This is a genomic window from Cellulosimicrobium sp. ES-005 (genome assembly GCF_040448685.1).
GTDB lineage: Bacteria > Actinomycetota > Actinomycetes > Actinomycetales > Cellulomonadaceae > Cellulosimicrobium > Cellulosimicrobium cellulans_G.
In genome coordinates this window covers 4,693,496-4,718,286 of record NZ_CP159290.1, presented here as the reverse complement: position 1 = coordinate 4,718,286, position 24,791 = coordinate 4,693,496, and the positions used below count along the sequence as shown (strand labels likewise).

Annotated in this window: 24 protein-coding genes and 1 tRNA gene; 20 read left to right on the top strand and 5 right to left on the bottom strand. The window is 76.1% G+C overall.

Features of this window, described 5'->3' with window-relative positions; genetic code table 11:
* Positions 1 to 43 precede the first annotated feature (43 nt).
* From ABRQ22_RS21070 to ABRQ22_RS21030, 9 genes are all read left to right on the top strand, one after another.
* Complete coding sequence (locus ABRQ22_RS21070) at positions 44 to 616, top strand: hypothetical protein (RefSeq protein ID WP_353708069.1); 573 nt, start codon at positions 44 to 46, stop codon at positions 614 to 616.
* The gene (locus ABRQ22_RS21065; RefSeq protein WP_353708068.1) at positions 613 to 2,358 is read left to right on the top strand and encodes an AAA family ATPase; all 1,746 of its coding nucleotides are present in this window, start codon (positions 613 to 615) and stop codon (positions 2,356 to 2,358) included. The genes ABRQ22_RS21070 and ABRQ22_RS21065 overlap by 4 nt, the downstream gene beginning before the upstream one ends.
* Entirely contained in the window at positions 2,355 to 3,698 is a 1,344-nt protein-coding gene (locus tag ABRQ22_RS21060) for a hypothetical protein (protein ID WP_353708067.1), read from the top strand. The genes ABRQ22_RS21065 and ABRQ22_RS21060 overlap by 4 nt, the downstream gene beginning before the upstream one ends.
* Positions 3,695 to 4,720, top strand: a complete 1,026-nt coding sequence (locus ABRQ22_RS21055; RefSeq protein WP_353708066.1) for a glutamate ABC transporter substrate-binding protein — start codon at positions 3,695 to 3,697, stop codon at positions 4,718 to 4,720. Before ABRQ22_RS21060 ends, ABRQ22_RS21055 begins: the two co-directional genes overlap by 4 nt.
* Positions 4,717 to 5,823, top strand: coding sequence for a hypothetical protein (locus tag ABRQ22_RS21050; protein ID WP_253051192.1), 1,107 nt, complete (start codon positions 4,717 to 4,719; stop codon positions 5,821 to 5,823). The genes ABRQ22_RS21055 and ABRQ22_RS21050 overlap by 4 nt, the downstream gene beginning before the upstream one ends.
* Positions 5,820 to 8,177, top strand: coding sequence for a tetratricopeptide repeat protein (locus ABRQ22_RS21045; protein WP_353708065.1), 2,358 nt, complete (start codon positions 5,820 to 5,822; stop codon positions 8,175 to 8,177). Before ABRQ22_RS21050 ends, ABRQ22_RS21045 begins: the two co-directional genes overlap by 4 nt.
* Positions 8,174 to 9,454, top strand: coding sequence for a PP2C family serine/threonine-protein phosphatase (locus ABRQ22_RS21040; RefSeq protein WP_353708064.1), 1,281 nt, complete (start codon positions 8,174 to 8,176; stop codon positions 9,452 to 9,454). The genes ABRQ22_RS21045 and ABRQ22_RS21040 overlap by 4 nt, the downstream gene beginning before the upstream one ends.
* 101 nt (positions 9,455 to 9,555) lie before the next feature.
* Entirely contained in the window at positions 9,556 to 10,839 is a 1,284-nt protein-coding gene (locus tag ABRQ22_RS21035; RefSeq protein WP_253051189.1) for a VWA domain-containing protein, read from the top strand.
* Positions 10,836 to 11,747 (top strand): FHA domain-containing protein, encoded by a 912-nt coding sequence (locus ABRQ22_RS21030; protein WP_353708063.1) that lies wholly within the window; start codon positions 10,836 to 10,838, stop codon positions 11,745 to 11,747. Before ABRQ22_RS21035 ends, ABRQ22_RS21030 begins: the two co-directional genes overlap by 4 nt.
* 6 nt (positions 11,748 to 11,753) lie before the next feature.
* On the opposite strand, the gene ABRQ22_RS21025 is transcribed toward ABRQ22_RS21030, so the two are convergent.
* Positions 11,754 to 12,233 carry an Hsp20/alpha crystallin family protein gene (locus ABRQ22_RS21025; RefSeq protein ID WP_253051454.1) on the bottom strand — a complete coding sequence of 160 codons (480 nt, stop codon included), beginning with the start codon at positions 12,231 to 12,233 and terminating at the stop codon, positions 11,754 to 11,756.
* A gap of 365 nt (positions 12,234 to 12,598) precedes the next feature.
* Between ABRQ22_RS21025 and ABRQ22_RS21020 the strand changes: the two genes are divergently transcribed.
* From ABRQ22_RS21020 to ABRQ22_RS21000, 5 genes are all read left to right on the top strand, one after another.
* A complete protein-coding gene (locus ABRQ22_RS21020) occupies positions 12,599 to 13,279 on the top strand; it encodes a biotin transporter BioY (RefSeq protein WP_353708062.1) in 681 nt (226 codons plus the stop codon).
* Between the two features lie 19 nt (positions 13,280 to 13,298).
* The gene (locus ABRQ22_RS21015) at positions 13,299 to 14,765 is read left to right on the top strand and encodes a class I adenylate-forming enzyme family protein (protein WP_353708061.1); all 1,467 of its coding nucleotides are present in this window, start codon (positions 13,299 to 13,301) and stop codon (positions 14,763 to 14,765) included.
* On the top strand, positions 14,762 to 15,955 hold the full coding sequence (locus tag ABRQ22_RS21010) for a thiolase family protein (RefSeq protein ID WP_353708060.1): 1,194 nt from the start codon (positions 14,762 to 14,764) through the stop codon (positions 15,953 to 15,955). Before ABRQ22_RS21015 ends, ABRQ22_RS21010 begins: the two co-directional genes overlap by 4 nt.
* Positions 15,956 to 16,131: 176 nt before the next feature.
* Positions 16,132 to 16,767, top strand: coding sequence for an ABC transporter ATP-binding protein (locus ABRQ22_RS21005; protein WP_253051453.1), 636 nt, complete (start codon positions 16,132 to 16,134; stop codon positions 16,765 to 16,767).
* On the top strand, positions 16,764 to 17,363 hold the full coding sequence (locus tag ABRQ22_RS21000; protein WP_353708059.1) for an energy-coupling factor transporter transmembrane protein EcfT: 600 nt from the start codon (positions 16,764 to 16,766) through the stop codon (positions 17,361 to 17,363). The genes ABRQ22_RS21005 and ABRQ22_RS21000 overlap by 4 nt, the downstream gene beginning before the upstream one ends.
* Before the next feature lie 114 nt (positions 17,364 to 17,477).
* Here the strand turns inward: ABRQ22_RS21000 and ABRQ22_RS20995 are convergent, their stop codons facing one another.
* The 3 genes from ABRQ22_RS20995 to ABRQ22_RS20985 are packed head-to-tail and all read right to left on the bottom strand — an operon-like array spanning position 17,478 to position 20,271.
* Positions 17,478 to 18,815 carry an MFS transporter gene (locus ABRQ22_RS20995; protein WP_353708058.1) on the bottom strand — a complete coding sequence of 446 codons (1,338 nt, stop codon included), beginning with the start codon at positions 18,813 to 18,815 and terminating at the stop codon, positions 17,478 to 17,480.
* Positions 18,812 to 19,480, bottom strand: coding sequence for a winged helix-turn-helix domain-containing protein (locus tag ABRQ22_RS20990; RefSeq protein WP_353708057.1), 669 nt, complete (start codon positions 19,478 to 19,480; stop codon positions 18,812 to 18,814). Before ABRQ22_RS20990 ends, ABRQ22_RS20995 begins: the two co-directional genes overlap by 4 nt.
* Before the next feature lie 44 nt (positions 19,481 to 19,524).
* Complete coding sequence (locus ABRQ22_RS20985; protein WP_353708056.1) at positions 19,525 to 20,271, bottom strand: phosphatase PAP2 family protein; 747 nt, start codon at positions 20,269 to 20,271, stop codon at positions 19,525 to 19,527.
* 208 nt (positions 20,272 to 20,479) lie between these two features.
* On the opposite strand from ABRQ22_RS20985, the gene ABRQ22_RS20980 reads away from it, so the two are divergent.
* From ABRQ22_RS20980 to ABRQ22_RS20970, 3 genes are all read left to right on the top strand, one after another.
* The gene (locus tag ABRQ22_RS20980; RefSeq protein WP_156533217.1) at positions 20,480 to 20,629 is read left to right on the top strand and encodes a hypothetical protein; all 150 of its coding nucleotides are present in this window, start codon (positions 20,480 to 20,482) and stop codon (positions 20,627 to 20,629) included.
* Positions 20,630 to 20,768: 139 nt separating this feature from the next.
* The gene (gene orn / locus ABRQ22_RS20975; protein ID WP_253051180.1) at positions 20,769 to 21,461 is read left to right on the top strand and encodes an oligoribonuclease; all 693 of its coding nucleotides are present in this window, start codon (positions 20,769 to 20,771) and stop codon (positions 21,459 to 21,461) included.
* Between the two features lie 75 nt (positions 21,462 to 21,536).
* Positions 21,537 to 21,612, top strand: a tRNA-His gene (locus ABRQ22_RS20970).
* Positions 21,613 to 21,676: 64 nt separating this feature from the next.
* On the opposite strand, the gene ABRQ22_RS20965 is transcribed toward ABRQ22_RS20970, so the two are convergent.
* On the bottom strand, positions 21,677 to 22,318 hold the full coding sequence (locus ABRQ22_RS20965) for a LysE family translocator (protein WP_353708055.1): 642 nt from the start codon (positions 22,316 to 22,318) through the stop codon (positions 21,677 to 21,679).
* A gap of 237 nt (positions 22,319 to 22,555) precedes the next feature.
* Between ABRQ22_RS20965 and ABRQ22_RS20960 the strand changes: the two genes are divergently transcribed.
* Genes ABRQ22_RS20960 through ABRQ22_RS20950 form a run of 3 tightly spaced genes read left to right on the top strand, consistent with a single transcriptional unit; the run spans position 22,556 to position 24,758 of the window.
* On the top strand, positions 22,556 to 23,389 hold the full coding sequence (locus ABRQ22_RS20960) for an ATP-binding cassette domain-containing protein (protein WP_353708054.1): 834 nt from the start codon (positions 22,556 to 22,558) through the stop codon (positions 23,387 to 23,389).
* Positions 23,386 to 24,027, top strand: coding sequence for an ABC transporter permease subunit (locus tag ABRQ22_RS20955; protein ID WP_353708053.1), 642 nt, complete (start codon positions 23,386 to 23,388; stop codon positions 24,025 to 24,027). The genes ABRQ22_RS20960 and ABRQ22_RS20955 overlap by 4 nt, the downstream gene beginning before the upstream one ends.
* Entirely contained in the window at positions 24,024 to 24,758 is a 735-nt protein-coding gene (locus ABRQ22_RS20950) for an ABC transporter permease subunit (RefSeq protein WP_253051176.1), read from the top strand. Before ABRQ22_RS20955 ends, ABRQ22_RS20950 begins: the two co-directional genes overlap by 4 nt.
* Positions 24,759 to 24,791 lie beyond the last annotated feature (33 nt).

The following is a 24,791-nucleotide window of genomic DNA, read 5'->3' as shown; positions in this document are numbered from 1 at the left end:
CCTGACCGCCGCTCCCCGCACCACAGATCGGACCCCGAGCTAGATGGGCTGGTTCTCCGACGTGATCGGCCGCCTCGGCGGCCGGTCCCCCGCGCCCGAGCCCGCGCTCGAGCTGCCCGCCCCGCCGACGTCGACCGAGATCCTCGCCTCGGTCGAGCGCGTGGAGCAGCAGATCGAGGGGCGGGTGCCGCCCGCCGTCACGGCGCGCGTGCACCGCATCACCGGGACGGTCGAGGAGATGGTGCCGCGCCTCGACCGCCTCGGCGGCGGGTCGCAGCAGGCGCACACCGTCGTCGCGACGGCCACGAGCTACCTGCCCGAGGCCGTCGGCGCGTACCTGCGCCTGCCGCGCGACTTCGCCGACCGGCGGGTCGTCGCGCAGGGCAAGACGTCCCTCATGCTGCTGTGCGACCAGCTCGACCTGCTCGGCGTGACGCTCGACAAGATCTCCGACGCGGTCTCGCGCGCCGACGCGGCGGCGCTCGTCGCGCACGGCGCGTTCCTCGCGGAGAAGTTCCGCGACTCGTCGATCGCGCTCGACCCCGGGGCCGGCCAGGGCACGCCCCAGCCGCCGAGCGGCCCGGCGTCGGAGCCCGGACGACTGGAGGCACCATGACCGGCCCCGTGACCCCGAGCCTCGCGGCGGCTCTCGACGCGCTGGACGCCGCGGCGCGCGCCGCGGGCGTGGACGAGGAGGCCGCGCGCGACGAGGGCGCCCGCCTCGCGGCGGCCGTCGCCGAGTCCTCCCCCGGTGCCCCCGCCGCGTGGCTCGCGGCGCTCGGGCACGACCCCGCCGCGACGGGCGCGTTCTTCACGGCCGCGTCGAGCGCGCGGCGCTGGCGCACGTCGCCGACGGACGTCCTCGCCGCGCTCGGGGCGGCCCGCTCGAAGCACGCCGCCGCGTACGGGCAGGCGCTCGCCGACGTCGCACGCGCCGCCGCGCACCTCGGCTCCCCGGGCCCGCACGTGGCCGGGGCCGCCGCGGCCACCGCCGCGGTGCAGCAGTCGGGCGGCGCCCCGCCGCCGGCCCCGGTCGTCACCCCGGCCGCCGGTCGCACGCCGTCGGGCCCGACGCCGCTGCCCGCCGCGGGCGGGCCGCTCGCCACGCGCCCGTCGACCGGCGGGGCGGACCCGTTCGACCTCGGCGACCTGCTCGCCGCGCAGGGCTCGCTCGACGCCCTGCGGCGCCCGGCGCCCGAGGTCCCCTCGGTCGAGTCCATCCTCGACGCGCTCGGCGCGCGCCCGGCCGCAGCACCGTCCGGTGCCACGCCCGCCGCGCCGTCGGGCACGACGCCGGTCGGCGCGCCCACGGGCGGCGCCGACGCCACGGCCACCCGGTCCGAGGCGGCGACGACGGCCGAGGCCGCGGCCGAGGAGGAGCCTCCCCGCTCGATCGAGGAGCTGCTGGCCGAGCTCGACGCGCTCACCGGTCTCTCCCGCGTGAAGGACGAGATCCACCGCCAGACCGAGCTGCTGCGCGTCGAGAAGCTGCGCACCGAGGCCGGCCTCACCCGCCCGACGCTCACGCGCCACCTCGTGTTCCTCGGCAACCCCGGCACGGGCAAGACGACGGTCGCACGCCTCGTCGCGGGCATCTACCGCGCCCTGGGGCTGCTCGAGAAGGGCCACCTCGTCGAGGTCGACCGCTCCGAGCTCGTCGCCGGGTACCTCGGCCAGACCGCGGTGAAGACCTCCGAGGTCGTCGCCACCGCGCTCGGCGGCGTGCTGTTCGTCGACGAGGCGTACGGCCTCGCGGAGGACCAGTACGGCGCCGAGGCGATCAACACGCTCGTCAAGGACATGGAGGACCACCGCGACGAGCTCGTCGTCATCGTGGCGGGCTACCCGGGCCCGATGGCGGACTTTCTCGCCACGAACCCCGGCCTCGAGTCGCGGTTCTCCACGACCATCACGTTCGAGGACTACGCCGACGCCGAGCTGCGCGACATCTTCGCGGGCATGGCGGCGAAGTCGGACTTCGAGCCGACGCCCGAGGCGCTCGACGTGTTCGCGCGCCTCGCCGCGGCCCAGCCGCGCACCGAGGGCTTCGGCAACGCGCGCTGGGCGCGCAACGTGCTCGACGGCGCGATCGCGCGCCACGCGTGGCGCCTCAAGGACACCGACGCGCCGACGATCGACGAGCTCCGCCTCCTGCTGCCGGTCGACGTCGTCGACGGCGAGGGCGCCCCCGCGCTCCTCGCCACGCTCGACCCGCCTGAGCCCGACGACGCCCCGGACGACGCCCCGACCGCGGCCGCGCCCACCGACGACGCGCCGTCCCCCGACGTCGCGTCCCACGACGTCGCGTCCCACGACGCGTCCGAGACCGCCCCCTCCACCGCCGAGGAGAACGCATGACGACCACCCCGGTCCGCCCTGCGGGCCAGCAGATCGTCCCCGCGGGCGGCCCCGCGCCGGGCGCGCCCGGCCCGGCCGGCGCCCCGAGCGGAGCACCGAGCGCCGGCGTGTCCCGCGCCCGGGGCGCGCTGCGCCGCACGCCCGGCAAGCTGCGGCTCGTCATGGCGCTGTGCGTGCTCGCCGCCGTCGCGCTCGGCGCGCTCGGCTTCCAGGCGGGGAGCGTCCAGTCCCGGGCGCTCGAGGCCGCCGGCGAGGACACCGCGCAGCTCGTCGGCGTCCAGGAGGTCCGCAACGCGCTCGTCGCGGCCGACGCGACGGCGACCGGCGCGTTCCTCGTCGGGGGCCTCGAGCCCGCCGACCAGCGCGCCCGGTACGACGACCTCGTCGACCAGGCCGCGACCGGCCTCGCCACGCTCTCCGGGAGCAACGAGGGCGACGCGGAGCTGCTCGGCCAGGTCGCGGCCGACCTCACGGTCTACACCGGCCTCGTCGAGCAGGCGCGCGCGAACAACCGGCAGGGCTTCCCCGTCGGCTCGGCGTACCTCGACCAGGCGTCGACGATCCTGCGCGAGCAGATGCTCCCGGCGCTCGACGAGGTCGTGCTCGACGACGCGGACCGCGTCGCCGCCGACTTCTCGGGCGTCCGCAACGCGCTGTGGGTGCTCGCGGGCGGGCTCGTGGCGCTCGCGGTGCTCGTCGTGAGCCAGGTGTGGCTCGCGCGCCGCACGCACCGCGTGCTCAACGTCGGCCTCGCGGTCGCCACCGCCGTCGTGCTCGTGGTCGGCATCGTGTCGACGGTCCTGCTGGCCCAGGCGAGCTCGCGCGCGCAGGACGTGCGCACGGGGCCGTACGCCGCGACGCTCGCCGCGTCCCAGGCGTACTCGCTCGCCAACGACGCGAAGTCGATGGAGGCGTTCACGCTCATCAAGCGCGGGTCCGGGCAGGCGTACGAGGAGGCGTTCGTCACGGCGACCGACGACGCCACCGCACGGCTCGACACCGCGGCGTCCGAGGGGATCCTCGACGGGACGACGGCCCAGGCGCTCGACGCGTGGGTGACCCGGCACGCGGACATCCGCGCGCTCGACGACGCGGGCCAGTGGGACGACGCCGTCGCGCTCGCCACCGCGACGGACCCCGAGAGCCCCAACGCCGCCTTCGACGCGTTCTCGACGTCCGCGCGCGACGACATCGAGACCAACGCGGCCGCGACGAGCCAGCGGCTCGACGGGGCGGCGACGACCGCGACCGTCGCGGGCTGGCTCCTGCTCGCCGCCGGCCTGGTCGCCGCCCTGCTCGCGTGGCGCGGCGTGACCGCACGACTGGAGGAGTACCGGTGACCACGACGCTCGCCACCCCCGACCGGTCCGCCCGGAGCCGGCGCGCCGCACGGCGCCGCCGCACCGGCGTCGTCGGTGCCGCGCTCGCCGCGGCGCTCGCGCTGACCGCGTGCTCGGGCCCGTCCGGCGCGGACGACCTCCGCCTCACGGCGGCACCCCAGGACGAGGCCACCGAGGAGGCCCCCGCCGCCCCCGCGGCTCCCGCCGAGTGCGCGGACCCGCTCGCGTCCTACGCGCCCGACGGTGCGCTGCCCGGTCCGGACGCGCTGCCCGGCGGGAGCACGATGGCCGCGATCCGCGACCGGGGGTCGCTGGTCGTGGGCGTCTCCGCCGACACGCTGCTCATGGGCGCGCGCAACCCGCTGTCGGGCCAGATCGAGGGCTTCGACATCGACGTGCTCCACGAGATCTCGCGCGCGATCTTCGGCGACCCCGACCGCCTCCAGTTCCGCGTCATCACCTCCGGCCAGCGCCTGGAGGTGCTCGAGAACGGGGAGGTCGACCTCGTCGCCCGCGCGTTCACCATCACCTGCGAGCGGTGGGAGTCCATCGCGTTCTCGGCCGAGTACTACCACGCGGGCCAGAAGGTGCTCGTCACGCGGGACTCGACGGCCGGCGGGATCGCGGACCTCGAGGGCCAGCGCGTGTGCGCCCCGGAAGGCACGACGACGCTCACGCGCCTCGAGCAGTTCTCCGGCATCGAGCCCGTCCCGGCCACGACCCACACCCAGTGCCTCGTGCTGTTCCAGCAGGGCAAGGTCGACGCGATCACGGGCGACGACACGATCCTCGCGGGCTTCGCGGCCCAGGACCCGTACGCGAAGGTCGTCGGCGAGGCGATCAGCGACGAGCCCTACGGCATCGGCGTCCCGGCGCAGAACGTGGACATGGTCCGGTTCGTCAACGGCGTGCTGGAGCAGATGAAGTCGGACGGGCGCTGGGCCGCGATCTACGGCGAGTGGCTCGGGGGCCTCGGCCCCGCCCCGGCCCCGCCGACCGCGGTGTACGGCCGCACGCCGTGACCCGCACGACCGCACCCGAGGCGCCGGGACGGCTCGGCGAGGCGATCCCCGCCGCCGACCTCCTGGCGTACCTCGCCGCGCTCGAGACGTGGCTCGACGAGCGTCGCACCGAGCTCGACCGGCTCGACGCCGCCGCGCAGGCCGCCGCGACGCCCGACGTCTACACCGCCGACCTCGTGCTCGCGCTGTCGCTCTGGCAGGCGATCCGCACGCGCGCGGACGAGATCCGGCCCGTGTGGGACTCGGGCCGGGCCGACGCCGTCGCGCGCGAGAAGATCTCCCAGCTCGTCTGGGGGCGCCTCGACTCCGGCTCGGGCGCCGCGCTCGTCTCGCTCGTCGAGGCGGTGAAGCTGTGCGACGCGCTCGTCGTCCAGCTCCGCACCCGCCTGTCGTTCGACCCGCACACGGCGGACCAGGTCGCGCGGCTGCGCGGCGTGCGCGCCGAGCTCGTGCGCTGCGAGGACCTGGCGGGCTCCGACGCGGACGCGCGGGGACGCGTCGAGACCCTGCGCGGGCGTCTCGACCACCTCGTCGCCCAGGCCGCGCGCGGGGCCGACGTCGCGGGCCCGCTCGCGGAGCTCGAGACCGAGGTGGCGCGCGCCGAGCGCGACCTCATCGTCGCGTCGGCGCAGCGCCGCGAGCTGCGCCGCGACCGTGCCCGCACCGAGGAGCAGCGCGACGCGCTGGAGGCGCGCGAGCCCGCGCTGCGCGAGCTCGTCGCGCGGTGCCGTCGCGAGATCGCGCACCCGCCGCGGCTCGCCGTCCCCGACGTGTCACGGCTCGGCCCGGTCCCCGACTCCCGCTTCGAGCTCGACGCCTACACGGCGCGACTGGCGACCGTCGCGCGCGCCGTCGAGACCGTCGAGGACGCCTACACCCGCCCGCTGCGCGAGCGCGCCGAGCTGCGCTACAGCCTGGAGCGGCTCGCCGAGAAGGCCGAGGCCAACGGGCGGTCCGCGTCACCCACGGTGCGCTCCGGCCACGCCGAGGCGCGCGCGGCCGTCGAGGCCGTGCCGTGCGACGTGACGCTCGCCCGCTTCCTCGTCGAGCAGTACCAGTTCCTCACCCGCGACCTGCCCACCCCGGAAGGAGCGTCGTCGTGACCACCACCGCGACCGTCCCGTGCTCGGAGCCCGGCTGCCCGGGCACCATCGAGGACGGCTACTGCAACGTCTGCGGCGCACCCGCCGGCGGCTCCGGCGGCACGCCGACGGGGGCCGCGACCGGGACCACCGGCGCGCCGGCACCGGGCACGGCCGCCGCCGCGTCGCCGTCCGCGATGCTCGGCACCGGGTTCGTCCAGGGCCGTCCCGGGACCGGGCCGTCCGCGGGCGCGGACCCCGACGCCGAGCGCTCGACGCGCACGGGCCGCACGAGCTCGAGCCGCCTCGCGACGGCCGCGCTCGGCTCGGCGCGCACCGCCGCGACCGGATCGAAGGCCACGCGCCGCGTCGGCACGTCGTCGACGCGCCTGCGCGGTCGCGGCCTCGGCGCGGGACTGACGACCGTCCCGTCCGTCCCCGCGCGCGACCCGCTGCAGTCCGTGATGGCGGTGCCCGAGGTCGCGGAGCGCAAGCGCTACTGCCCCGCGTGCGGCGAGAAGGTCGGCCGCGGCCGCGACGGGCAGCCCGGTCGGACGTCCGGCTTCTGCCCCCACTGCGGCAACCGCTTCGACTTCACGCCCCAGCTCTCCCCGGGCGACCTGGTCGGCGGGCAGTACGAGGTCGTGGGCTGCCTCGCGCACGGCGGCCTCGGCTGGATCTACCTGGCCCGCGACCAGAACGTGTCGGGCCGGTGGGTCGTGCTCAAGGGCCTGCTCAACTCGGGCGACCCGGACGCCTACGCGGCCGCGATCTCCGAGCGGCAGTTCCTCGCGGAGGTGGAGCACCCGCTCATCGTCGAGATCTACAACTTCGCCATGCACGACGGCGCGGGCTACACCGTCATGGAGTACGTGGGCGGCGAGTCGCTCAAGGAGATCCTCCAGGACCGCCGGGACGCCAACAACGGCGTGATCGACCCGATGCCGGTCGACCAGGCGCTCGCCTACGTGCTCGCGATCCTTCCCGCGTTCGCCTACCTGCACGACCACAACCTGCTGTTCTGCGACTTCAAGCCGGAGAACGTCATCCAGCAGGGCGACGGCGTCAAGCTCATCGACCTCGGCGGCGTGCGGCGCGCCGACGACATGACGTCAGCGATCTTCGGGACGGTCGGGTACCAGGCGCCCGAGGTCGCCGAGGTCGGCCCGTCGATCGCCTCCGACATCTACACGATCGGCCGCACGCTCGCGACGCTCGTCCTCGACTTCCGGGGCAACACGACGACGTACGTCGCGTCGCTCCCGCCGGTCGCCGACACGCCCGTGTTCCAGCAGTACGACTCGTTCTACCGCCTGCTCGCCAAGGCGTGCGCGCTCGACCCCGCGGACCGCTTCGCGACCGCCGACGAGATGCGCACCCAGCTCCTCGGGGTGCTGCGCGAGGTCGTGGCCGCCGACGCCGGCCCGGGCAACCCGGCGCTGCACTCGGCGGCGTCGGTGCTCTTCGAGGCGCCGGTCGCCGACGTGGCGGCCCGGCCGCTCGCCTGGGACGAGCTCCCCACGCTGCGCCGCGACGACCACGACCCGATGGCGAGCTGGCTCGCCGGCGTCAACGTCGTCGACCCGGACGCGCGGCTCGCCGCGCTCGCGGACGCGCCCGAGGACACCGTCGAGGTGCACCTCGCGCGCGCCCGCGCGGCCATCGAGGCGGGCCGCTTCGACGTGCTGCGCGGCACCATCGGCACGATCCTCGCGGACGACCCGTGGGAGTGGCGCGCGGCGTGGCTCGGGGGCCTCGGCGAGCTCGCGCAGGGCGACCCGGTCGCCGCGCGCGCGTCGTTCAACGCGGTCTACGGCCAGGTGCCCGGCGAGCTCGCGCCGAAGCTCGCGCTCGCGGCGGCCTGCGAGCTGAGCGGCGAGCCGGACATCGCGGAGTCGCTCTACGTGATCTGTGCCCGCACCGACGCCAACTACACGGCGCCTGCCGCGTTCGGTCTCATGCGCATCCGCGAGGCGCGCGGCGACCTGGACGGCGCCCTCCACGCGCTCGACCTCGTGGGTCCGACGCGCGGCTCGTACGTCGAGTCCCGCACGCTGCGCGCGCACCTGCTCGCCGAGTCGGGCCGCGGCCTGCCCGCGCTCGCCGACGCGATGGCGAGCGTCGCCGCGGTGTCGATCGCGCCGCGCGAGCGCGCGGAGCTCTCCGTCGGCGTGCTGCGCTCCGCGCTCGAGACCGTCACGCGGTCCGGGCCCGAGCCGACGACGCGGATCGCGGGGGTGCCCGCCGACGAGCCCGCGCTGCGCGACGCGCTCGAGGGTGCGTACCGCGAGCTCGCGTCGCTCACGGACTCGCGGGACGAGCGCATCACGCTCGTCGACCGCGCGAACGAGGTGCGACGGTGGACGGTCCGATGAGCGACGTCCCGACACCCGCGCCCGACCAGGCCGTCCCCGACCTGGCCGTGCCCGACGACGCCGTCCCGGCGCCGGTGCTCGCGTGCCCCGCGTGCGGCGAGCCGTCGCCCGAGGGCGCGCGGTTCTGCGAGGCGTGCGGCACGCCGCTCGCCCCGCTCCCCCCGGCGGGCGGCTCGGACGACGAGGCGCGCCGCGACGCGACGGACGTCGACGCGGCGGGCGGAGGACCTGCCGGGCCCGCGACGTCGCAGCACGCGTCCGGGGAGGCGGCGTCCGCCCCGGACGACGGCACCACCGAGCCCGACGCCCGGCCGTGCGTGCGGTGCGGGGGCCGCGTGGCCGAGGACGGGTACTGCACGGAGTGCGGCGAGCCGGCCGCGTCCGAGCGGGACCACTGGGCCGAGCGCCCCGCGACGTGGGTCGCCGGCGTGTGCGACCGCGGCGTGCGGCACTCCCGCAACGAGGACGCGATGGCCCTCGCCGCGAGCCCGTCCGCCGCCGCGGACCGCGCGTTCGCCGCGCTCGTCGTGTGCGACGGCGTCTCCTCCGCGCCCGACTCCGACGTCGCGAGCCTCGCGGCGGCGCGGGCGGCGCGCGACGTGCTCGCCGCGGGCGCCCCGGAGGGCACCTCCCCCGTGGTCGGCGAGCCGACGGCGCGGGTCGCCGCCTGGTCGGCGCTCGTCGCGGACGCCTCGCGGGCCGCGCAGGACGCGATCCTGACGACCGTCGGCGCGATGGCCGACCGCGAGAACCCGCCGTCGTGCACGTTCGTCGCGGCGGTCGTCGACGGCCCGCTCGTCGTCACGGGCTGGGTGGGCGACTCGCGCGCCTACTGGATCCCGGACGACGGCGAGGCGCACCAGCTCAGCGTCGACGACTCCTGGGCGCAGGAGATGATGGCGCAGGGCATCCCCCGCGTCCAGGCGGAGAGCTCCCCGCAGGCCCACGCCATCACGCGCTGGCTCGGCCCCGACGCCCCGGACCCCGTCGCCCGGACGGCTGCCACCTTCCCCGACCGCGACGGCTGGGTGCTGGTGTGCTCGGACGGCCTGTGGAACTACTGCTCCCCCGCCGGCGACCTCGCGGCGCTGCTCCACGCCACCCAGGAACGGGTCGGTCACGACCCGCAGACGGTGGCGGGCGCGCTCGTGGACTGGGCGAACGCCCAGGGCGGCCGGGACAACATCACGGCGACGCTCGCGCGGTTCGACCGGTCGTCGGACGCGGCCTCCCCCGAGCTCGACCCCGACCTCGAGACGACCGTCCCCACGACCTGACGGGCCGCGCGCCGCCGTCCGGCCCGACCCCCGCACGACCCGCCACCACCCACCCCGACCCGATAGCCTGCACGAACACCCGCACCACCGAAGGAGCCCCCATGGCCGAGTTCGCCGCCGAGGTCTACCAGAACGAGTTCCTGTCCGAGGGCGCCACGGACGTCCACGCGATCGTCACCGTGACGTGCACGGGGGCCGGGAGCGCGGGGAGCGTCGGCGGCGCGGGCGGGGTCGCCGAGATCATCATGGTCGACACGTCCGGATCGATGTCGGGCCGGAACATGGAGGCCGCGAAGCACGCCGCCCAGGTGGCCGTGGACCAGATCCTCGACGGCACGTGGTTCGCGATCGTCGGCGGCAGCCATGTCGCCAACCGCGTCTTCCCGTACCCGAACGCGCGCATGGCGATGGTCCAGATGGAGCCGGGCGCGCGCGCCGAGGCGAAGCGCGCGGTCTCGATGCTCACGCCCGGCGGCGGCACGGCGATGAGCACGTGGCTGCGCCTCGCGGACCAGCTCTTCGCGACGGTGCCGCAGGCAACCCAGCGGCACGCGATCCTCCTCACGGACGGCAAGAACGAGTCGGAGCCGCGCGCGAACCTCTCCGCCGCGGTCCGCGACGTCACGGGCCACTTCCAGTGCGACGCGCGCGGCGTCGGCTCGCGCTGGCAGGTCGACGAGCTGCGCGAGATCTCGACGGCGCTGCTCGGCTCGGTCGGCCTCATCGCGGACCCGAACGAGATCGCGGCCGACTTCGAGAGCCTCATGCAGGCGTCCATGGCGCGTGGCGTGGCCTCCGCGGACCTGCGCGTGTGGGCCCCGCAGGGCTCGCAGGTCCTGTTCGTGCGGCAGGTCGCGCCGACCGTCGAGGACCTCACGCACCGCCGCGCCGAGGTGAACCCCCTCACCGGGGCCTACCCGACCGGCTCGTGGGGCGACGAGTCGCGCGACTACCACGTCGCGGTCCGCGTCGCGTCGAAGCCGGTCGGCTCCGAGCAGCTCGCGGCGCGCGTCCAGCTCGCGGTGAACGGCGAGGTCGTCTCCTCCGGTCTGGTCAAGGCCAAGTGGTCCGACGACGAGTCGCTCACCACGCGCATCAATCCCGAGGTCGCGCACTACACGGGCCAGACCGAGCTCGCCGCGGCGATCCAGGAGGGCCTCGCGGCCAAGGCCTCGGGCGACGAGGCGACGGCGACCGTCAAGCTCGGGCGCGCCGTGCAGCTCGCGCAGCAGACAGGCAACGAGGAGGCGACGTCGCGCCTGCGCAAGGTCGTCGACATCGACAACGAGGAGCAGGGCACCGTGCGGCTCAAGCGGAACACCTCGACCCTCGACGAGATGGCCCTCGACACCGCCTCGACGAAGACGACGCGAGTCCGCCGGTGAGCGCCGTCGTCTGCCCCAACGGGCACCCGTCGGAGTCGACCGACTACTGCGACGTGTGCGGCGAGCCGATCGGCGCGGCGTCGGCCCCGTCCACGCCCGTGGCGAGCGGGGCGACGCCCGCGGGCGCCGCCCCGGCGGCCGCCCCCGCGACGACCTGCCCGAACTGCGGGTCGCCGGCGCCCGGCGGCGCGCTGTTCTGCGAGAACTGCGGCTACGACTTCACGACGGGCGCGCTGCCCGACCCGGTCGAGCCGCCGTCGGCGCTCTCGCTCGACCCGCCGTCGCGTCCGACGCCCGCGCCCGCGACCTCCGCACCCCCGCCGGCGGGCACGCCCTCGGGGTCCACCCCGCCCCCGCTGCCGACCTCCGCGGCAGGATCCGCGGCGGCCCCCCCGTCGTCGTCGACCCCGCCCCCGCTGCCCGCCCCGAGCACCGCCGTCGCCCCCGAGGCGAGCGAGGCGGGGGCGTCGGGCAGCCATCTCCCGACGCCCCCGGTCCCGGGGCCGGACCAGTGGGTCGTGGAGATCTGGATCGACCCCGACTGGTACCAGGCGCAGCAGCCCGAGGACCCGATGCCCTCCGCGGGACTGCCGGGCCTCGTCGTGCTGCGCGAGCGCAGCGTGCTCGTCGGCCGCCCGTCGGTGTCGCGCGGCATCCACCCGCAGGTCGACTGCGGCGCGGACACGGGCGTCTCCCGCCGGCACTGCCAGCTCAGCACGGACGGCCAGCGATGGTGGGTCGAGGACCTGCAGTCGTCGAACGGGACCTACGTGAGCCCGGCGGGCGAACCGCTGCCGACCGACCCGATCCCCGCCGGACAGCGACGCGAGCTGTCCGACGGGGACCGGGTCTACCTCGGCGCGTGGACGCGGCTCGTCGTCCGCAAGGCGCTCCCGGGCGAGGTCTGAGCCGGCTCAGCCCTCGGTCGTCCGAGGCTCGGCCTCGGCCGTGATCTGGGTCGCCGCACCGCTGCTGCCCGCGCGGTGCGCGACCTCGATCCGGCGCGGCCGGGCCTCCTCGGCCACGGGGATCGTCAGCGACAGCACCCCGTCCTCGTACGACGCCGAGATCTGGTCGAGCGCCAGACCGCGCCCCACCGTCAGCTGGCGCGCGTAGGTTCCCGAGGGCCGCTCGCGCGCGAGCCACTGGACGTCGGGATCGGTCCGCGGGCTGCGCTCGGCGCGGATCGTCAGCGTGCGGTCCTCGACGGACACGTCGATCGTCCCCGGGTCGACACCGGGAAGGTCCATCGTCAGGACGTAGTGGTCGCCCGCCCGGAACAGGTCGAGCGGCATGCCGCCCGACGCCGACGCCGCGGTCGCGCGCGCGCCGGACGCGAGCTGGCCGACCAGGCGGTCCATCGCGTCGAAGGTGGTCGTGAACGGGTCGATCATCGCAGCCACACCTCTCACCTCCTCGTCGGTCGGTCCCGGACCGTCCGGGACCGGTCGGTGGTCCCGCGAGGTAGGCACCTCGCGGGCGGCTACGTCTCTGTTCTAGCACTCTCCCCCGGAGAGTGCCAAGAGCCGGCGCGCGCCTTCCGGGGGCGGGGCGGAGGGGCGGTTGTCGACTTCCTCCGAGACCGGATCCCGCGACGACAGCATGGTTGGTGGAACCCTCCAACCCGTTGTGCGATCCGTGCACGCGGCGACACCGTCGTCGTCCGCGTCCCCGTCGTCGCGCACCGCGCAGGGCCGGGAGAGTGGACCTGGCCACGACGGGTCGGGCACCGACCCGTCACGACGACCCAGGGAGCACCATGACCGACGCACCGACCACGGCGACCCCCGGGACGCCCGCGCCCGCCACGCAGACCACCGGTCCGGGAGCGGGGCGCCGCGGGCCGCTCGCGCTCGACGCGGGCGACGCCGCGCGCGTCGCGACCTTCGCGGCGCTGATCGCCGCGCTCGGGATGCCGGGGTCGATCGCGCTGTTCGGGAACGCGGTCCCGATCACGCTCCAGACGCTCGGCGTCATGCTCGCCGGCACGATCCTCGGCGCGTGGCGCGGCACGCTCGCGGTCGCGACGTTCCTCGCGCTCGCGGCGGCCGGCCTCCCGGTGCTCGCGGGCGGGCGCGGCGGCCTCGGGGCGTTCGTCGGCCCGTCCGCGGGCTACCTGCTCGGGTTCCTCGCGGGGGCGGCGGTCGTGGGCTGGCTCGTCGACCGGCTGCGCCGGGTGGCGTTCGGCGGTGTGCTCGTCGCGTGCCTCGTCGGCGGGGTCGCGGTCGTCTACGCGTGCGGCGTGCCGGTCCAGTCGGCCGTCACGGGGGTACCGCTCGCGACGACGGCGCAGCTCTCCCTCGTGTTCCTCCCGGGCGACGTCCTCAAGGCGCTGGCGGCCGCGGCGATCACCGTCGGCGTCGTGCGCGCCTACCCGGCCGCGCGCCGGTCGGGCCGTTCTGCGGGCCGTCCCATGGCCGTCGGCCGCACCGCCTCCTGACACCTGCGAGAGTGTCCGCGTGCCCGTCGCCCACCAGGTCCTGACGCACGCCGCCGACCCGGCGGTGCGCGACCGTCCCGCCCTGCGCACCCCCGAGCGGTCGCGCACCTACGCCGCGCTCGCCGCGGACGTGCGCGCGGGCGCGACGCACCTCGACGCGACGGGCACGCGCCCCGGCGACGTCGTCGCCGTGTCCCTGCCCGACCCGCTGGACCTGCTCACGGCGGTCCTCGCCGCCGACCACGCCGGCGCGACGCCGCTCGTGTGCGACCCGGCGTGGCCGCGCGCGCACCGCGCGGAGGTCCTGCGCACCCTCGCCCCGCGCACGTTCGTCGAGGTGCCCCTGCCGCGCGGGACCGGCACCCTCCCCGACCTCGTGCCGGGGCTCGCCCCGCAGGGGGGTGCGGGCCCCGGCACGGGCCACGAGCCCGGTCCGGACGACCTCGCGTGGGCAGGGTTCTCCTCGGGCAGCACGGGCCGGCCGCGCGCGGTCGTGCGCACGCGCGCGTCGTGGGCGGGGTCGTTCGACGACGTCACGCGGCTCCTCGGGCTGCGCCCCGCCGACACCGTGCTCGTCCCCGGCCCGCTCGCGTCGTCGCTCTACTGCTTCGCCGCCGTGCACACGCTCGCCGTCGGCGCGTGCGCCTTCCTCACGCGCACCCCGGCCGCCACGACCTCCGCGCTCGCGAGCAGCGACGTCGTGCACCTCGTCCCGCAGGTCCTCGACGACGTGCTCGACGCCGTGGCCGCGGGGGCGCCGTCCCGGCTGCGGCACGCGGTCGTCGGCGGGGCGTCCCTCGCCGCCGGGGCGCGGTCGCGCGCGGCGGCGCTCGGCATCGACGTGCTCGCCTACTACGGCGCGGTCGAGCTCTCGTTCGTCGCATACGACCCCGACGGGTCGGGGCTGCGTCCGTTCCCGGGGGTCGACCTCGAGGTCCGGCCGCTGCCGCAGGCGAGCGTCGGCGAGGTCTGGGTCCGTTCGCCCTGGGTGTCTAGCGGCTACCTCGCGCGCGCCACCGGACCGCTGCGGCGCGACGGCGCGTGGAGCACCGTGGGCGACCTCGCCGACCCCCTGCCCGACCCGTCGACGTCGCCGTCCGCGCCCGGCGCCCCGCTCGGCACGCTCGTGCTGCGCGGCCGCGGCGACGGGGCGATCCTCACCGGCGGGTCGACCGTCGTGCCCGAGGACGTCGAGGTCGTGCTGCGCGCGGTGCCGGGGGTCCGGGACGTCGTCGTGCTCGGCACGGCGCACCGGCGCCTCGGGGCGGTCGTGAGCGCCGTCGTCGAGTGCGACGACCGGCCCGGGCTGCGCGCCCACCTGGAGCGCGTCGCGCGCGGGGCGCTCGCGCCCGCCCAGCGGCCGCGGCGCTGGTACGGCACGCGCGCCCTCCCCCGGACCCCGTCGGGCAAGCCTGCGCGCGGGGCCGTGAGCGAGGCCCTGCTGGGGACCGACCCCGCGCGCTCGGGTCTGGAGCCGCTGCGATGACCGCGCCGGGTGCGGGGGCGGACGCGCCCGTGGTCGTGGCCGCGCGCCGCACCTGGGTCGGGACCGCCGGGCACGGGCACCGGTCGTCGTCCGAGGTCGACCTCGCGGCGGGTGCGCTCGGCGCGACGCTCGGCGACGCGCGGGCCCTCGGGGTGGAGGACGACGTCGTCGACGTCCTGCTGGGGTGCTGCACCGGGCCCGGCGGGAACGTCGCGCGGGCCGCGGCGCTCGCCGCGGGACTCGGCGTCGTCGTGCCCGGGCTCACCGTCGACCGGCAGTGCGCCTCCGGTCTCGCGGCGGTGCTGCTCGCCGCGCAGCAGGTCCGGGCGGGCGAGGCGCGCCTCGTCCTGGCCGGCGGGACGGAGAGCGCGTCCCTCGCTCCCACGCGCTCCCACCGCACGGCGTGGGGCGACGTGCCCTACGCGCGCGCCGCGTTCGCGCCGACGCCGTGGGCCGACCCGGGCATGGGGGCCGCCGCCGACGCGCTCGCGCGCCGCCGCGGCGTGACCCGCGAACGCCAGGAGGCGTACGCGGTGCGCAGCCACGCGCGCGCCCTCGCCGCGCACGCGGGCGGGCGGTTCGCGGCCGAGACGGTCCAGGTCGGCGCGCCGGCGCGGTCGCTCGCGCGCGACGAACGGGCGCGACGCCTCGACCCCGCGGTGCTCGCCCGCCTCTCGCCGGCCTTCACGCCCGGCGGCACCGTCACCGCCGCCACCGCGAGCCCGGTGAGCGACGGCGCGGCGGCGGTCGCGGTCGTGCCCGAGCGCGTCCGGCGCGAGCTCGGGGTCCCGGGCCTGCGCGTGCTCGCGTCGGCGACGGTCGGCTGCGACCCCGCGCTGCCGGGGTGGGGCCCGGTCCCGGCGGTGCGCGCCGCGCTCGACCGGGCGGGCGCGCGGCTCGACGACGTCGCGGCGGTCGAGGTCGTCGAGGCGTTCGCCGCGCAGGTCCTCGCGGTGACCGACGCGCTCGGGCTCGACCCGCTCGGCGACCCCGCCGACGACGCGCGGGTCTGCGCCGACGGCGGCGCGCTCGCGCTCGGTCACCCGTGGGGCGCGAGCGGCGCGGTGTCGGTCGTGCGGCTGTTCTCCCGGCTCGTGCGCACGGGCGCTCCGGCCGGGACGCTCGGCCTCGCGACGGCCGCCGTCGGCGGCGGGCTGGGCGTCGCGGCGGTCCTGGAGGTCGTCCGGTGATCGCGAGAGCCCGGGCCGGCCTGGGGCGACCGCGCGCCGTCGGGGACGCTCCGGCCGCGACGGCTGGGACGCCCGGGGCGTCCCCCGGGTCCGGGGCCTCCCTCGTGCACGAGTCCTCCGGGTCGGGCTGCACGGTCCGGCTCGAGGACGTCCGCGTGCGCCTCGGCGAGCGCGACGTGCTGCGCGGCGTCGACCTCGAGCTGCGCGAACGGCGCGTGGGGATCGTCGGGGCCAACGGCTCGGGCAAGAGCACGCTCGCGCGCCTGCTCAACGGGCTCGTCGTGCCGACGTCGGGCCGGGTCCTGGTCGACGGCCTCGACACGCGCCGCGACGGCCCCGCGGTCCGGCGGCGCGTGGGGTTCGTCTTCACGGACCCGGACGCCCAGATCGTCATGCCGACCGTCGCGGAGGACGTCGCGTACTCGCTGCGACGCCACGCCCCGGCCGAGCGCGACGCGCTCGTGCGGGCCGCGCTCGCCGCGCGCGGCCTGGCGGACCACGCGGACCATCCCGCCCACCTGCTCTCGGGCGGGCAGAAGCAGCTCCTCGCGCTCACGTCGGTGCTCGCCGCGGGGCCGCGGCTCGTCGTCGCCGACGAGCCCACGACGCTCCTCGACCTGCGCAACACACGGCGGTTCGCCGCCGAGCTCGCGGCGCTCCCCCAGCAGGTCGTGCTCGTCTCGCACGACCTGTCGCTCATGGACGCGATGGACCGCGTGCTCGTGGTGGACGGCGGGCGGGTCGTCGCCGACGACGCGCCGGGGCCCGCCGTCGCGCGCTACCTGCGCCTCGTCGACGGGGCGTCGTCGTGACCCCGGGCACCTACCGGCCGCGGTCGTCGGTCCTGCACCGCGCCCCGGCCGGGGCCAAGCTCGTGGGGCTGGCGGCGGCGTCGGCCGTCGTGCTGCTGGTGTCCTCGCCGGCGGGGGTCGGCGCGGTGGTCCTCGCCGTCGGCGCGCTCTACGCGGTCGCCGGCGTGGGATGGTGCGCGGCGTGGGAGCAGGTACGCCCCCTGCGCCTGGTCGTGCCCGTGCTGCTGGCCGTCCAGTGGCTCGCCCTCGGGCCGGTGCCGGCGGTGGTGCTCACGACCCGGCTCGTCGCGCTCGTCGCGCTCGCGGGGCTCGTCCTGCTCACGACCCGGACGGCGGCCGTCCTCGCCGCGATCGAGCGGGGGCTGCGGCCGCTGCACCGACTCGGCGTCGACGTCGACCGCGCGGCCCTCGTCCTGTCGCTCGCCGTGCGCTGCGTACCCGTCGTCTCCGCACTGGCGCAGCGCGTGCGCGACGCGTGCCGCGCCCGGGGCCGCGAGCACGACGTCCGCGCCTACGCCGTCCCGCTCGTCGTCGGCGCGCTGCGCCAGGCCGACGCCCTGGGCGACGCGCTGCGCGCCCGCGGCCTCGACGACTGACGGCCCGCCCCACCGCCATGCCGAGAGAGAGCCGTGGTCCCGCGAGGTAGACCCGTGGTCTCACGAGGTAGAGCCGTGGTCAGGACCAGACCTCTACCTCGCCGTACCAGGCCTCTACCTCGCGGAGAGGGGGCTCTCATCGGCCGGCTCGCCCGTGCTGCGGTGGCCGCGGAGGGAGACGACCGCCGCGACGAGGATGCCGACCACGGTCACGACGAGCAGGGCGCGGTAGTCGACGGCGCCCACGAGGGCCGCGCCGACCACGGTCAGCACGAGCTGCGGGACGTTGACCAGCAGCAGGCTCGCCGCGGCGACGCGCCCCTGGAGACCCGGGGGCGTGCGGAGCTGCCGCTCGGTGACGAAGCCGACGATCGACCAGGTGGCGCCGAGCCCGACCGCGCCCATGCCGAAGACGATCGCCACGACGTTCGTCCCCGTCGCGGGCACGATCCCGAGCGCGAGCACCAGCAGCCCGAGGGCGACGAGCCGCTGCGCGCCCCAGCGGGCGACGAGACGGGCGGCCGTGAGCCCTGCGACGATCGCGGTGAGCGCCTGGACCGAGGAGACGGGGCCCAGCAGCTCCGGGGCCAGCCCGAGCCCGTCCTCGATGATCGCGAGGCTGACCGCGTTGAGCAGCCCGACCCCCGCGAACGCGACGAGCATGGCGAGCGTGAGCACGCCGAGCGGGGCCGTCCGCACGAGGTGGCGGAAGCCCGCCGTCATCTCGGCCAGGTACGGCTCGCGCTCGGCGGCCGGGGTCGGGGGCGTCTCGACGATCCGGATCCGGCCGATGACGGTGCCCGAGACGGCGAACGCCACGGAGGCGGCGACCACGAGCGGCCACGCTCCGGCGAGCGCGTACGCGCCCGCGCCGACGACCGGCATGAGGAGGCGGAAAACCTGGTCGATCGTCGTGAGCCGGCCGTTCGCGGGCGCGATCGCCTCGTCCGGCAGCATGTCCCGCACGAGGCCCGCCTGGGCCGCCGCGGTCGCGAAGCCGACGGCCGAGTAGATCACCGTCACCACGAACACGAGCCAGACCTGCTCGGGCCCGCGCACGGCGAGGAGGGCGAGGAGGCTCACGGCACCGACGAGGTACGTGACGACGAGCATCCGTCGGCGCGACACGCGGTCCGCGAGCTGCCCGAGGAGCGGCGACGCGAGCGCCGGCAGACCGAGCGCCGCGAACACGAGGCCGGCGGCGCCGTTCGAGCCGGTGAGGTCCTTCACCCAGACGGCGAGGATGATCGCGAGGACCGAGTCGGCGAAGTTCGTGAACCCCCACGCGACCGACAGGAGCCGGAACGGGCGGGACCGCAGCGCGGCACGAGGGTCCGGGGCGTCGTCGCGACCGGCGGCGGGGGCGGTCGCGGTGCGGGACTCCGGCGCCACCTCGGGCGCGTCGGCGGGAGCGGGCCGGGTGGTGGCGGTCGGCTCGGGCGTCGCGCTCATCGAGGGGCCTCCGGCAGGTCGGCGTTGACGATCGAGAAGAGGCGCGCGCGACGTGCCCCCGCGGGACGGAGCGACGGGTCGTCCCAGCGCCCCCGGAAGCGGTCCGTGAGCGCCTCGACCTCGCGAGCGAGCGCGTCGAGCTCCTCGCGCGTCGCATAGAAGGACGCGCCGGTCATCGTCGAGGCGAGGAGCCACTGCGGGTCGTCGGCGGCGGACCCGGCGAGCCACGCCCGGACACGCGCCGTCTCCTGGTCCAGCATGAGGGTCGCCACCGCGCCCGCGGCGTGCAGGGACTCCGGGACGTCGGGGTCGAACTTCGTCTGGCGGCCGCGCCCGACGGAGCGCCACGGCCGCTCCTTGCCGCGACGCTCCGCGGGCTCGACGTACCCGTACTTGGCGAGCATCCGCAGGTGGAAGGAACAGCTCGCGACGGACTCGCCCGTGACCTCGGCGCACCGTGTCGCGGTGACCTCGCCCTCGTCGTCGAGCAGCGCGAGGATCCGCAGGCGCAGCGGGTGGGCGAGCGCCCGGATGGTCGCCGGGTCGGTCGCGACGACCTGCCCGGGCTCGGGCCTCGGGCCGCGCGGGAGGCGGTCCGACGACGCCGGGCCGGGGCCGGTCGGGACGGCCGGCGGGCTGGGGTGGGGGTCGGCTGGCGTGCTCATGCCCGCCACGCTAGTTCACGAAAGAGTTCTTGCGCAAGAGTTCTTTAGCGAGAATCGCCCGTCGCTCCGGGAGACGCACGGCGCGCGACCACGAGGTCGTGGACGCGGCTCACCGCGACCACGACCCCCAGAACCGCCACGGCGAGCGACAGGCCTGCCAGGACGTCGGTGAGGAAGTGGTACCCGAGGTAGAGCCGGCTCAGCGCCACGGACCCGATCACGAGCACGGAGGCGACCGCCCAGACCGCCAGGACCCGTGGGTCGTGGTGGCGGTGCCACACCAGGTAGCCGCCCACCAGGACGAGCGTCGCCGCGCCGATCGTGTGCCCGGACGGGAAGGAGAACGACCGCTCGACCCCGGCGACGACCATCGACACGTCGGGCGGCCTCGGCCGGGCGATCACGGCCTTGAGCACGGTCGAGACCAGCGTCGCGAGCACCATGGCGCCCGCGAGCAGGCCGGGCTCCCACCACGTCCCCGTGCGCCGCGCCCACACCACGCACCCGACCGCGACGAGGACGGGCAGCACGAACGGCCCGGACACGGTCGTGACCACCGTCAGGACGCCCGTCACGACGGGCGTGCGGTGCGCGACCATCCACGCGAGCAGCGGCTCGTCGAGCCGCCACAGGTCGTCCTGCTCGCGAACCGCGTCCAGGAGGAGGGCGAAGCCCGCGACCCCCGCGAGCACCAGGAGCACGCCCGGCCACACGCTCGCGAGGACCGCGCGCGCGGGCACGCCGCGCCGTTCGCCCGCCCCGCCGCCTGGCCGCCCGTCCCCCGCGCTCATCCCCGGAGGCTACGCACGGCGAGCCGACCGCGCAGCGCGGCCGGCCGCCGTCGTGCACCGGCACCCGACGCTCGTGGCGAAAAAGGGATGCAGCGCCCCCGACGACCGTGGTCGGATGTACCCACACCGCGGTGACGTCCGTCCGGTCCGTACCGGGCGGTGGAGGGTCCGGCCAGACCCACGAAGCCAGCGTCACGAGAGCAGAACCATGCATCCCTTGATCACGTACGACGTGGCGGCCCTCAGCCGTCGCGAGCAGCTGCAGGAGCAGACCCTGCGCCGGTCGCAGCTGCGCCGCACCACGACCCGCGTCCCGGCGAACACCCGGCAGGCCCGCCTGCCGCGCCGCACCGCATGACGCGCACCGACCGCTCGCCGGACCGGGGACCCTCCCCGACAGGCGGCGGCACCCCTCGTCGAAGGCCCCGACCGTCCGGACCCTGGTGGACCGGACAGCCGGGGCCTTCGTCGTGCGTGCCGCGGCTAGGCTGTCGCCCGTGAGTCCTGTGAACGCGAACGAACGCATCGTCTGGATCGACTGCGAGATGACCGGGCTGGACCTGGGCGCCGACGCCCTCGTCGAGGTCGCCGCCGTCGTGACCGACTCCGAGCTCAACGTGCTCGGCGACGGGGTCGACGTCCTCGTCCGACCCCCGGCCGAGGCGCTCGAGCAGATGGGCGACTTCGTCCGCCAGATGCACACGACCTCCGGGCTGCTCGACGAGCTCGACGAGGGCCTGACGCTCGCCGAGGCCGAGCAGCGCGTCCTCGACTACGTCCGCACGTGGGTCCCCGAGCCCGGCAAGGCACCGCTGGCCGGCAACTCCGTCGGCACGGACAAGGGGTTCCTGGACCGCGACATGCCCGCTCTCATGGGCCACCTGCACTACCGCATCATCGACGTGTCCTCCGTCAAGGAGCTCGCGCGCCGCTGGTACCCGCGCGCGTACTTCTCCTCGCCGGAGAAGCACGGCGGGCACCGCGCGCTCGCGGACATCCTCGAGAGCATCGACGAGCTGCGCTACTACCGCGCCGCCGTGTTCGTCCCGCAGCCCGGTCCCGACTCCGCGACGGCGCGCAAGGTCGCCGAGCAGGTCGTGGCGACGAGCGTCACGCGCGGCCGGACCCGACCCTCCGACGACGGGGTCGAGACGTCCGTGGCCACCGTCACAGGATCCGCCGACGCCTGACCTCGAAAAGCGGTCCGGGAGCACCTCGCGGACCGGGTACACTTTTCGACGGCCGGTGCTTCACGCCCGGTCATGGTGGGTATAGCTCAGCTGGTAGAGCACCTGGTTGTGGTCCAGGGGGTCGCGGGTTCAAGTCCCGTTACTCACCCCAGACGGCGAGGGCCGGTCTCCGCAGGGAGACCGGCCCTCGCTGCGCCTCCCCGTCCGACCGCGCGTCAGGCGGCGCGGTGCGAGGCGACGGCGAGCACGCCGCCCAGGCCGATCATCATGCCGCCGCCCGTCGCGCGGACCGCGCTCAGGCGCCGGGGCGACGAGGCGAACCACGTCCGCGCCGCGCCGGCGGCGAGCGCCCACGCGCTGTCGCAGACGAACGCGATCACCGTGAAGACCAGCCCGAGCACCATCATCTGGGCGGGCACGCGACCGGCGTGGAAGTCCGTGAACTGGGGCAGGACGGCCACGAAGAACACGATGGTCTTCGGGTTCGTCACGCCGACGACGTAGCCCTGCCGCACGACGCGCCACCACCGCTCGCGCACGGGCGCGACGTCGACGTCGACGCTCCCGTCGCGCCGGTGCCGGATCGCCTGGACGCCGAGGTAGGCGAGGTAGGCCGCGCCGACGAGCTTGACGACCGTGAAGACGGCGACGGACGTCGCGACGACCGCGCCGACGCCGAGCGCCACGGCGGTGACGAGCGTCAGCGCGCCGAGCTCGTTGCCGAGGACGCTCAGCACCCCGCCGCGGTGCCCGAGCGTGAGCGACCGGCCGACGACGAAGAGCACGCTCGGGCCGGGGATCACGACGAGCACGAGCGAGGCGAGGGAGAAGGCGAGCAGGGAGTCGAGGTGCGGCACAGCGCCACGATAGGACCCGACGTGACGTGCGTCACGGGAGAATCCCCCGCGACCCCCGAGCGGCCCGCGACGACTCACGAGGCCTGGGACGGCGCGAAGCCGACGTACCGGTGCGAGTGCGACGTGTCGGTGGTTCGACGTACGGTCGGTGGACGCGTGGCAATGCGCTACGGCTCGCCGGCCACGGTCGTGGTTGGGTGGGAGGCCGGTTCACCGACTGTCGGGAGGCAGCGCCCCATGATCGAGTTCCGATCGGTCACCAAGACGTACCCGGACGGCACGGCGGCGGTCGCGGACTTCGACCTGGTGATCCCGCCCCACCGCACGACGGTGCTCGTCGGGTCGTCCGGGAGCGGCAAGACGACGCTCCTGCGCATGATCAACCGCATGGTGGAGCCCACGTCGGGCACGATCGAGATCGACGGCGCCTCCGTCCTCGCCCGGGACCCCGTGAAGCTGCGACGCAGCATCGGGTACGTCCTGCAGAACGGCGGCCTGCTCCCCCACTACAAGGTCGTCGACAACGTGACGACGGTCCTGCGCCTCGAGGGCACGCCACGCCGGCAGACGCGCGACCGTGCGCTCGAGCTGCTCGACACCGTGGGACTCGACCGCGGGCTCGCGGACCGCTACCCGAGCCAGCTCTCGGGGGGCCAGCAGCAGCGCGTGGGGGTGGCGCGCGCGCTCGCCGCGGACCCCAACATCCTGCTCATGGACGAGCCGTTCGGGGCGGTCGACCCGATCGTGCGGGCCGAGCTCCAGGCGGAGACCATCCGGCTGCAGCGCGAGCTGGACAAGACGGTCGTCTTCGTCACGCACGACATCGACGAGGCGTTCCTGCTCGGCGACCAGGTCGTGATCCTCGAGAAGGGGGCGCAGGTGGCCCAGATCGGGTCGCCGAGCGAGATCCTCGAGAACCCGGCGAGCGAGTTCGTCGCGAGCTTCATCGGGGCGGAGCGCGGCACCCGCGCGCTGCACACGAAGCACACGGAGCACGGGACCGTGCTCGTGGACGGGAAAGGACGCACGCAGGGCGTCCTGGTCGACGACCACGTCGAGGGCGGCGCATGACCTGGGTCCTGGACAACCTCGACCTCATCGGCCGCCTCACGGTCGAGCACCTGAGCCAGTGCGTGGTGCCGATCGTGCTCGGGTTCCTCGTCTCGATCCCGCTGGGCTGGCTCGCCTTCCGGTTCCGCCTCACGCGGGGCCTCGTCCTGACGCTCGTCGGCCTGCTCTACACGATCCCGTCGCTCGCGCTCTTCGCGCTGCTCCCGCCGCTCCTCGGCATCAGCTTCCTCTCCGAGCTCAACCTGGTCGTCGCGCTGACGGTCTACGCCGTGGCCATCATGACCCGGTTCGTCGCCGACGCCCTGGCGTCGGTCGACCCGACGGTCCGGCAGGCGGCCCTCGCGGTCGGCTACGGGCCGTGGCGCCGCTTCTGGCAGGTCGACCTCCCGCTCGCGGGCCCGGTCGTGCTCGCCGGGCTCCGCGTCACGGCGGTGTCGACCATCTCGCTCGCGACGGTCGGCATCCTCATCGGGATCGACAACCTCGGCTACCTCTTCACGAACGGCTACCAGCGGCAGATCGTCGCCGAGATCCTCTCGGGCGTCGTCGCGGTCGTCGTCATCGCCCTGCTCGTCGACCTGCTGCTCGTGCTCGCCGGGCGAGCGATCATGCCCTGGTCCCGGAAGGTGCGCGCATGAACCTCTTCTCCGACGCCATCGCCTGGATCTTCTCGCCCGCCCGGCTGACCGGCGCGCTCCCCCTCCCGGAGGCGATCTGGACCCACCTCGCGTTCACGTTCGTCTCCGTGCTCGTCGCCGCGGCGATCGCGATCCCGGCGGGCTGGGCCATCGGCCACACCGGACGCGGGCGGGAGTTCGCGGTCGCGCTCTCGGGCGCGGCCCGTGCTGTGCCGTCCTTCGGGCTCGTCCTGCTCCTCGTGCTCGTCTTCGGGGTGACGCACAAGGTCACCGCGTCCGTCACCGCGTTCGTCCTCCTCGCGATCCCGCCGATCCTCGCCGGCGCCTACGCCGGTGTGGAGGCCGTCGAGCGGCGCGTCGTCGACGGCGCCCGGTCCGTCGGCATGACCGGCTGGCAGGTGCTCTTCCGGGCCGAGGTGCCGCTCGGTCTCCCGCTGCTCATCGGCGGTCTCCGCTCCGCGACCCTCCAGGTGGTCGCGACCGTCACGCTCGCGGGCTACATCGGCAACTGGGGCCTCGGCTTCTACATCGTCCAGGGCATCCAGATCCGCGACTTCTCCCAGATCCTCGGGGCCTCTCTCCTCGTCGTCGTCCTCGCCGTCGTGCTCGACGCGCTGTTCGCGATCCTCCAGCGGGTCGTCGTCCCGCGCGGCGTGACCGCCGGTCGCTCGCCGGACGACGCACCCGCCCGGCGGAGGCGTCGCCCGGCCCCCGCCCCGACCACCGCCTGACGCGCGGGCGAGACCACCGCACCGCACGTCGCC

Coding starts and splice junctions, on each gene's coding strand:
- ABRQ22_RS20990 (WP_353708057.1), bottom strand. CDS start 19,480: ATGAGCACGCCAGCCGACCCCCACCCCAGCCCGCCGGCCGTCCCGACC.
- ABRQ22_RS21060 (WP_353708067.1), top strand. CDS start 2,355: ATGACGACCACCCCGGTCCGCCCTGCGGGCCAGCAGATCGTCCCCGCG.
- ABRQ22_RS21065 (WP_353708068.1), top strand. CDS start 613: ATGACCGGCCCCGTGACCCCGAGCCTCGCGGCGGCTCTCGACGCGCTG.
- ABRQ22_RS20980 (WP_156533217.1), top strand. CDS start 20,480: ATGCATCCCTTGATCACGTACGACGTGGCGGCCCTCAGCCGTCGCGAG.
- ABRQ22_RS20995 (WP_353708058.1), bottom strand. CDS start 18,815: ATGAGCGCGACGCCCGAGCCGACCGCCACCACCCGGCCCGCTCCCGCC.
- ABRQ22_RS21010 (WP_353708060.1), top strand. CDS start 14,762: ATGACCGCGCCGGGTGCGGGGGCGGACGCGCCCGTGGTCGTGGCCGCG.
- ABRQ22_RS20960 (WP_353708054.1), top strand. CDS start 22,556: ATGATCGAGTTCCGATCGGTCACCAAGACGTACCCGGACGGCACGGCG.
- ABRQ22_RS21020 (WP_353708062.1), top strand. CDS start 12,599: ATGACCGACGCACCGACCACGGCGACCCCCGGGACGCCCGCGCCCGCC.
- ABRQ22_RS21035 (WP_253051189.1), top strand. CDS start 9,556: ATGGCCGAGTTCGCCGCCGAGGTCTACCAGAACGAGTTCCTGTCCGAG.
- ABRQ22_RS20955 (WP_353708053.1), top strand. CDS start 23,386: ATGACCTGGGTCCTGGACAACCTCGACCTCATCGGCCGCCTCACGGTC.
- ABRQ22_RS20985 (WP_353708056.1), bottom strand. CDS start 20,271: ATGAGCGCGGGGGACGGGCGGCCAGGCGGCGGGGCGGGCGAACGGCGC.
- ABRQ22_RS21040 (WP_353708064.1), top strand. CDS start 8,174: ATGAGCGACGTCCCGACACCCGCGCCCGACCAGGCCGTCCCCGACCTG.
- ABRQ22_RS21070 (WP_353708069.1), top strand. CDS start 44: ATGGGCTGGTTCTCCGACGTGATCGGCCGCCTCGGCGGCCGGTCCCCC.
- ABRQ22_RS20950 (WP_253051176.1), top strand. CDS start 24,024: ATGAACCTCTTCTCCGACGCCATCGCCTGGATCTTCTCGCCCGCCCGG.
- ABRQ22_RS21025 (WP_253051454.1), bottom strand. CDS start 12,233: ATGATCGACCCGTTCACGACCACCTTCGACGCGATGGACCGCCTGGTC.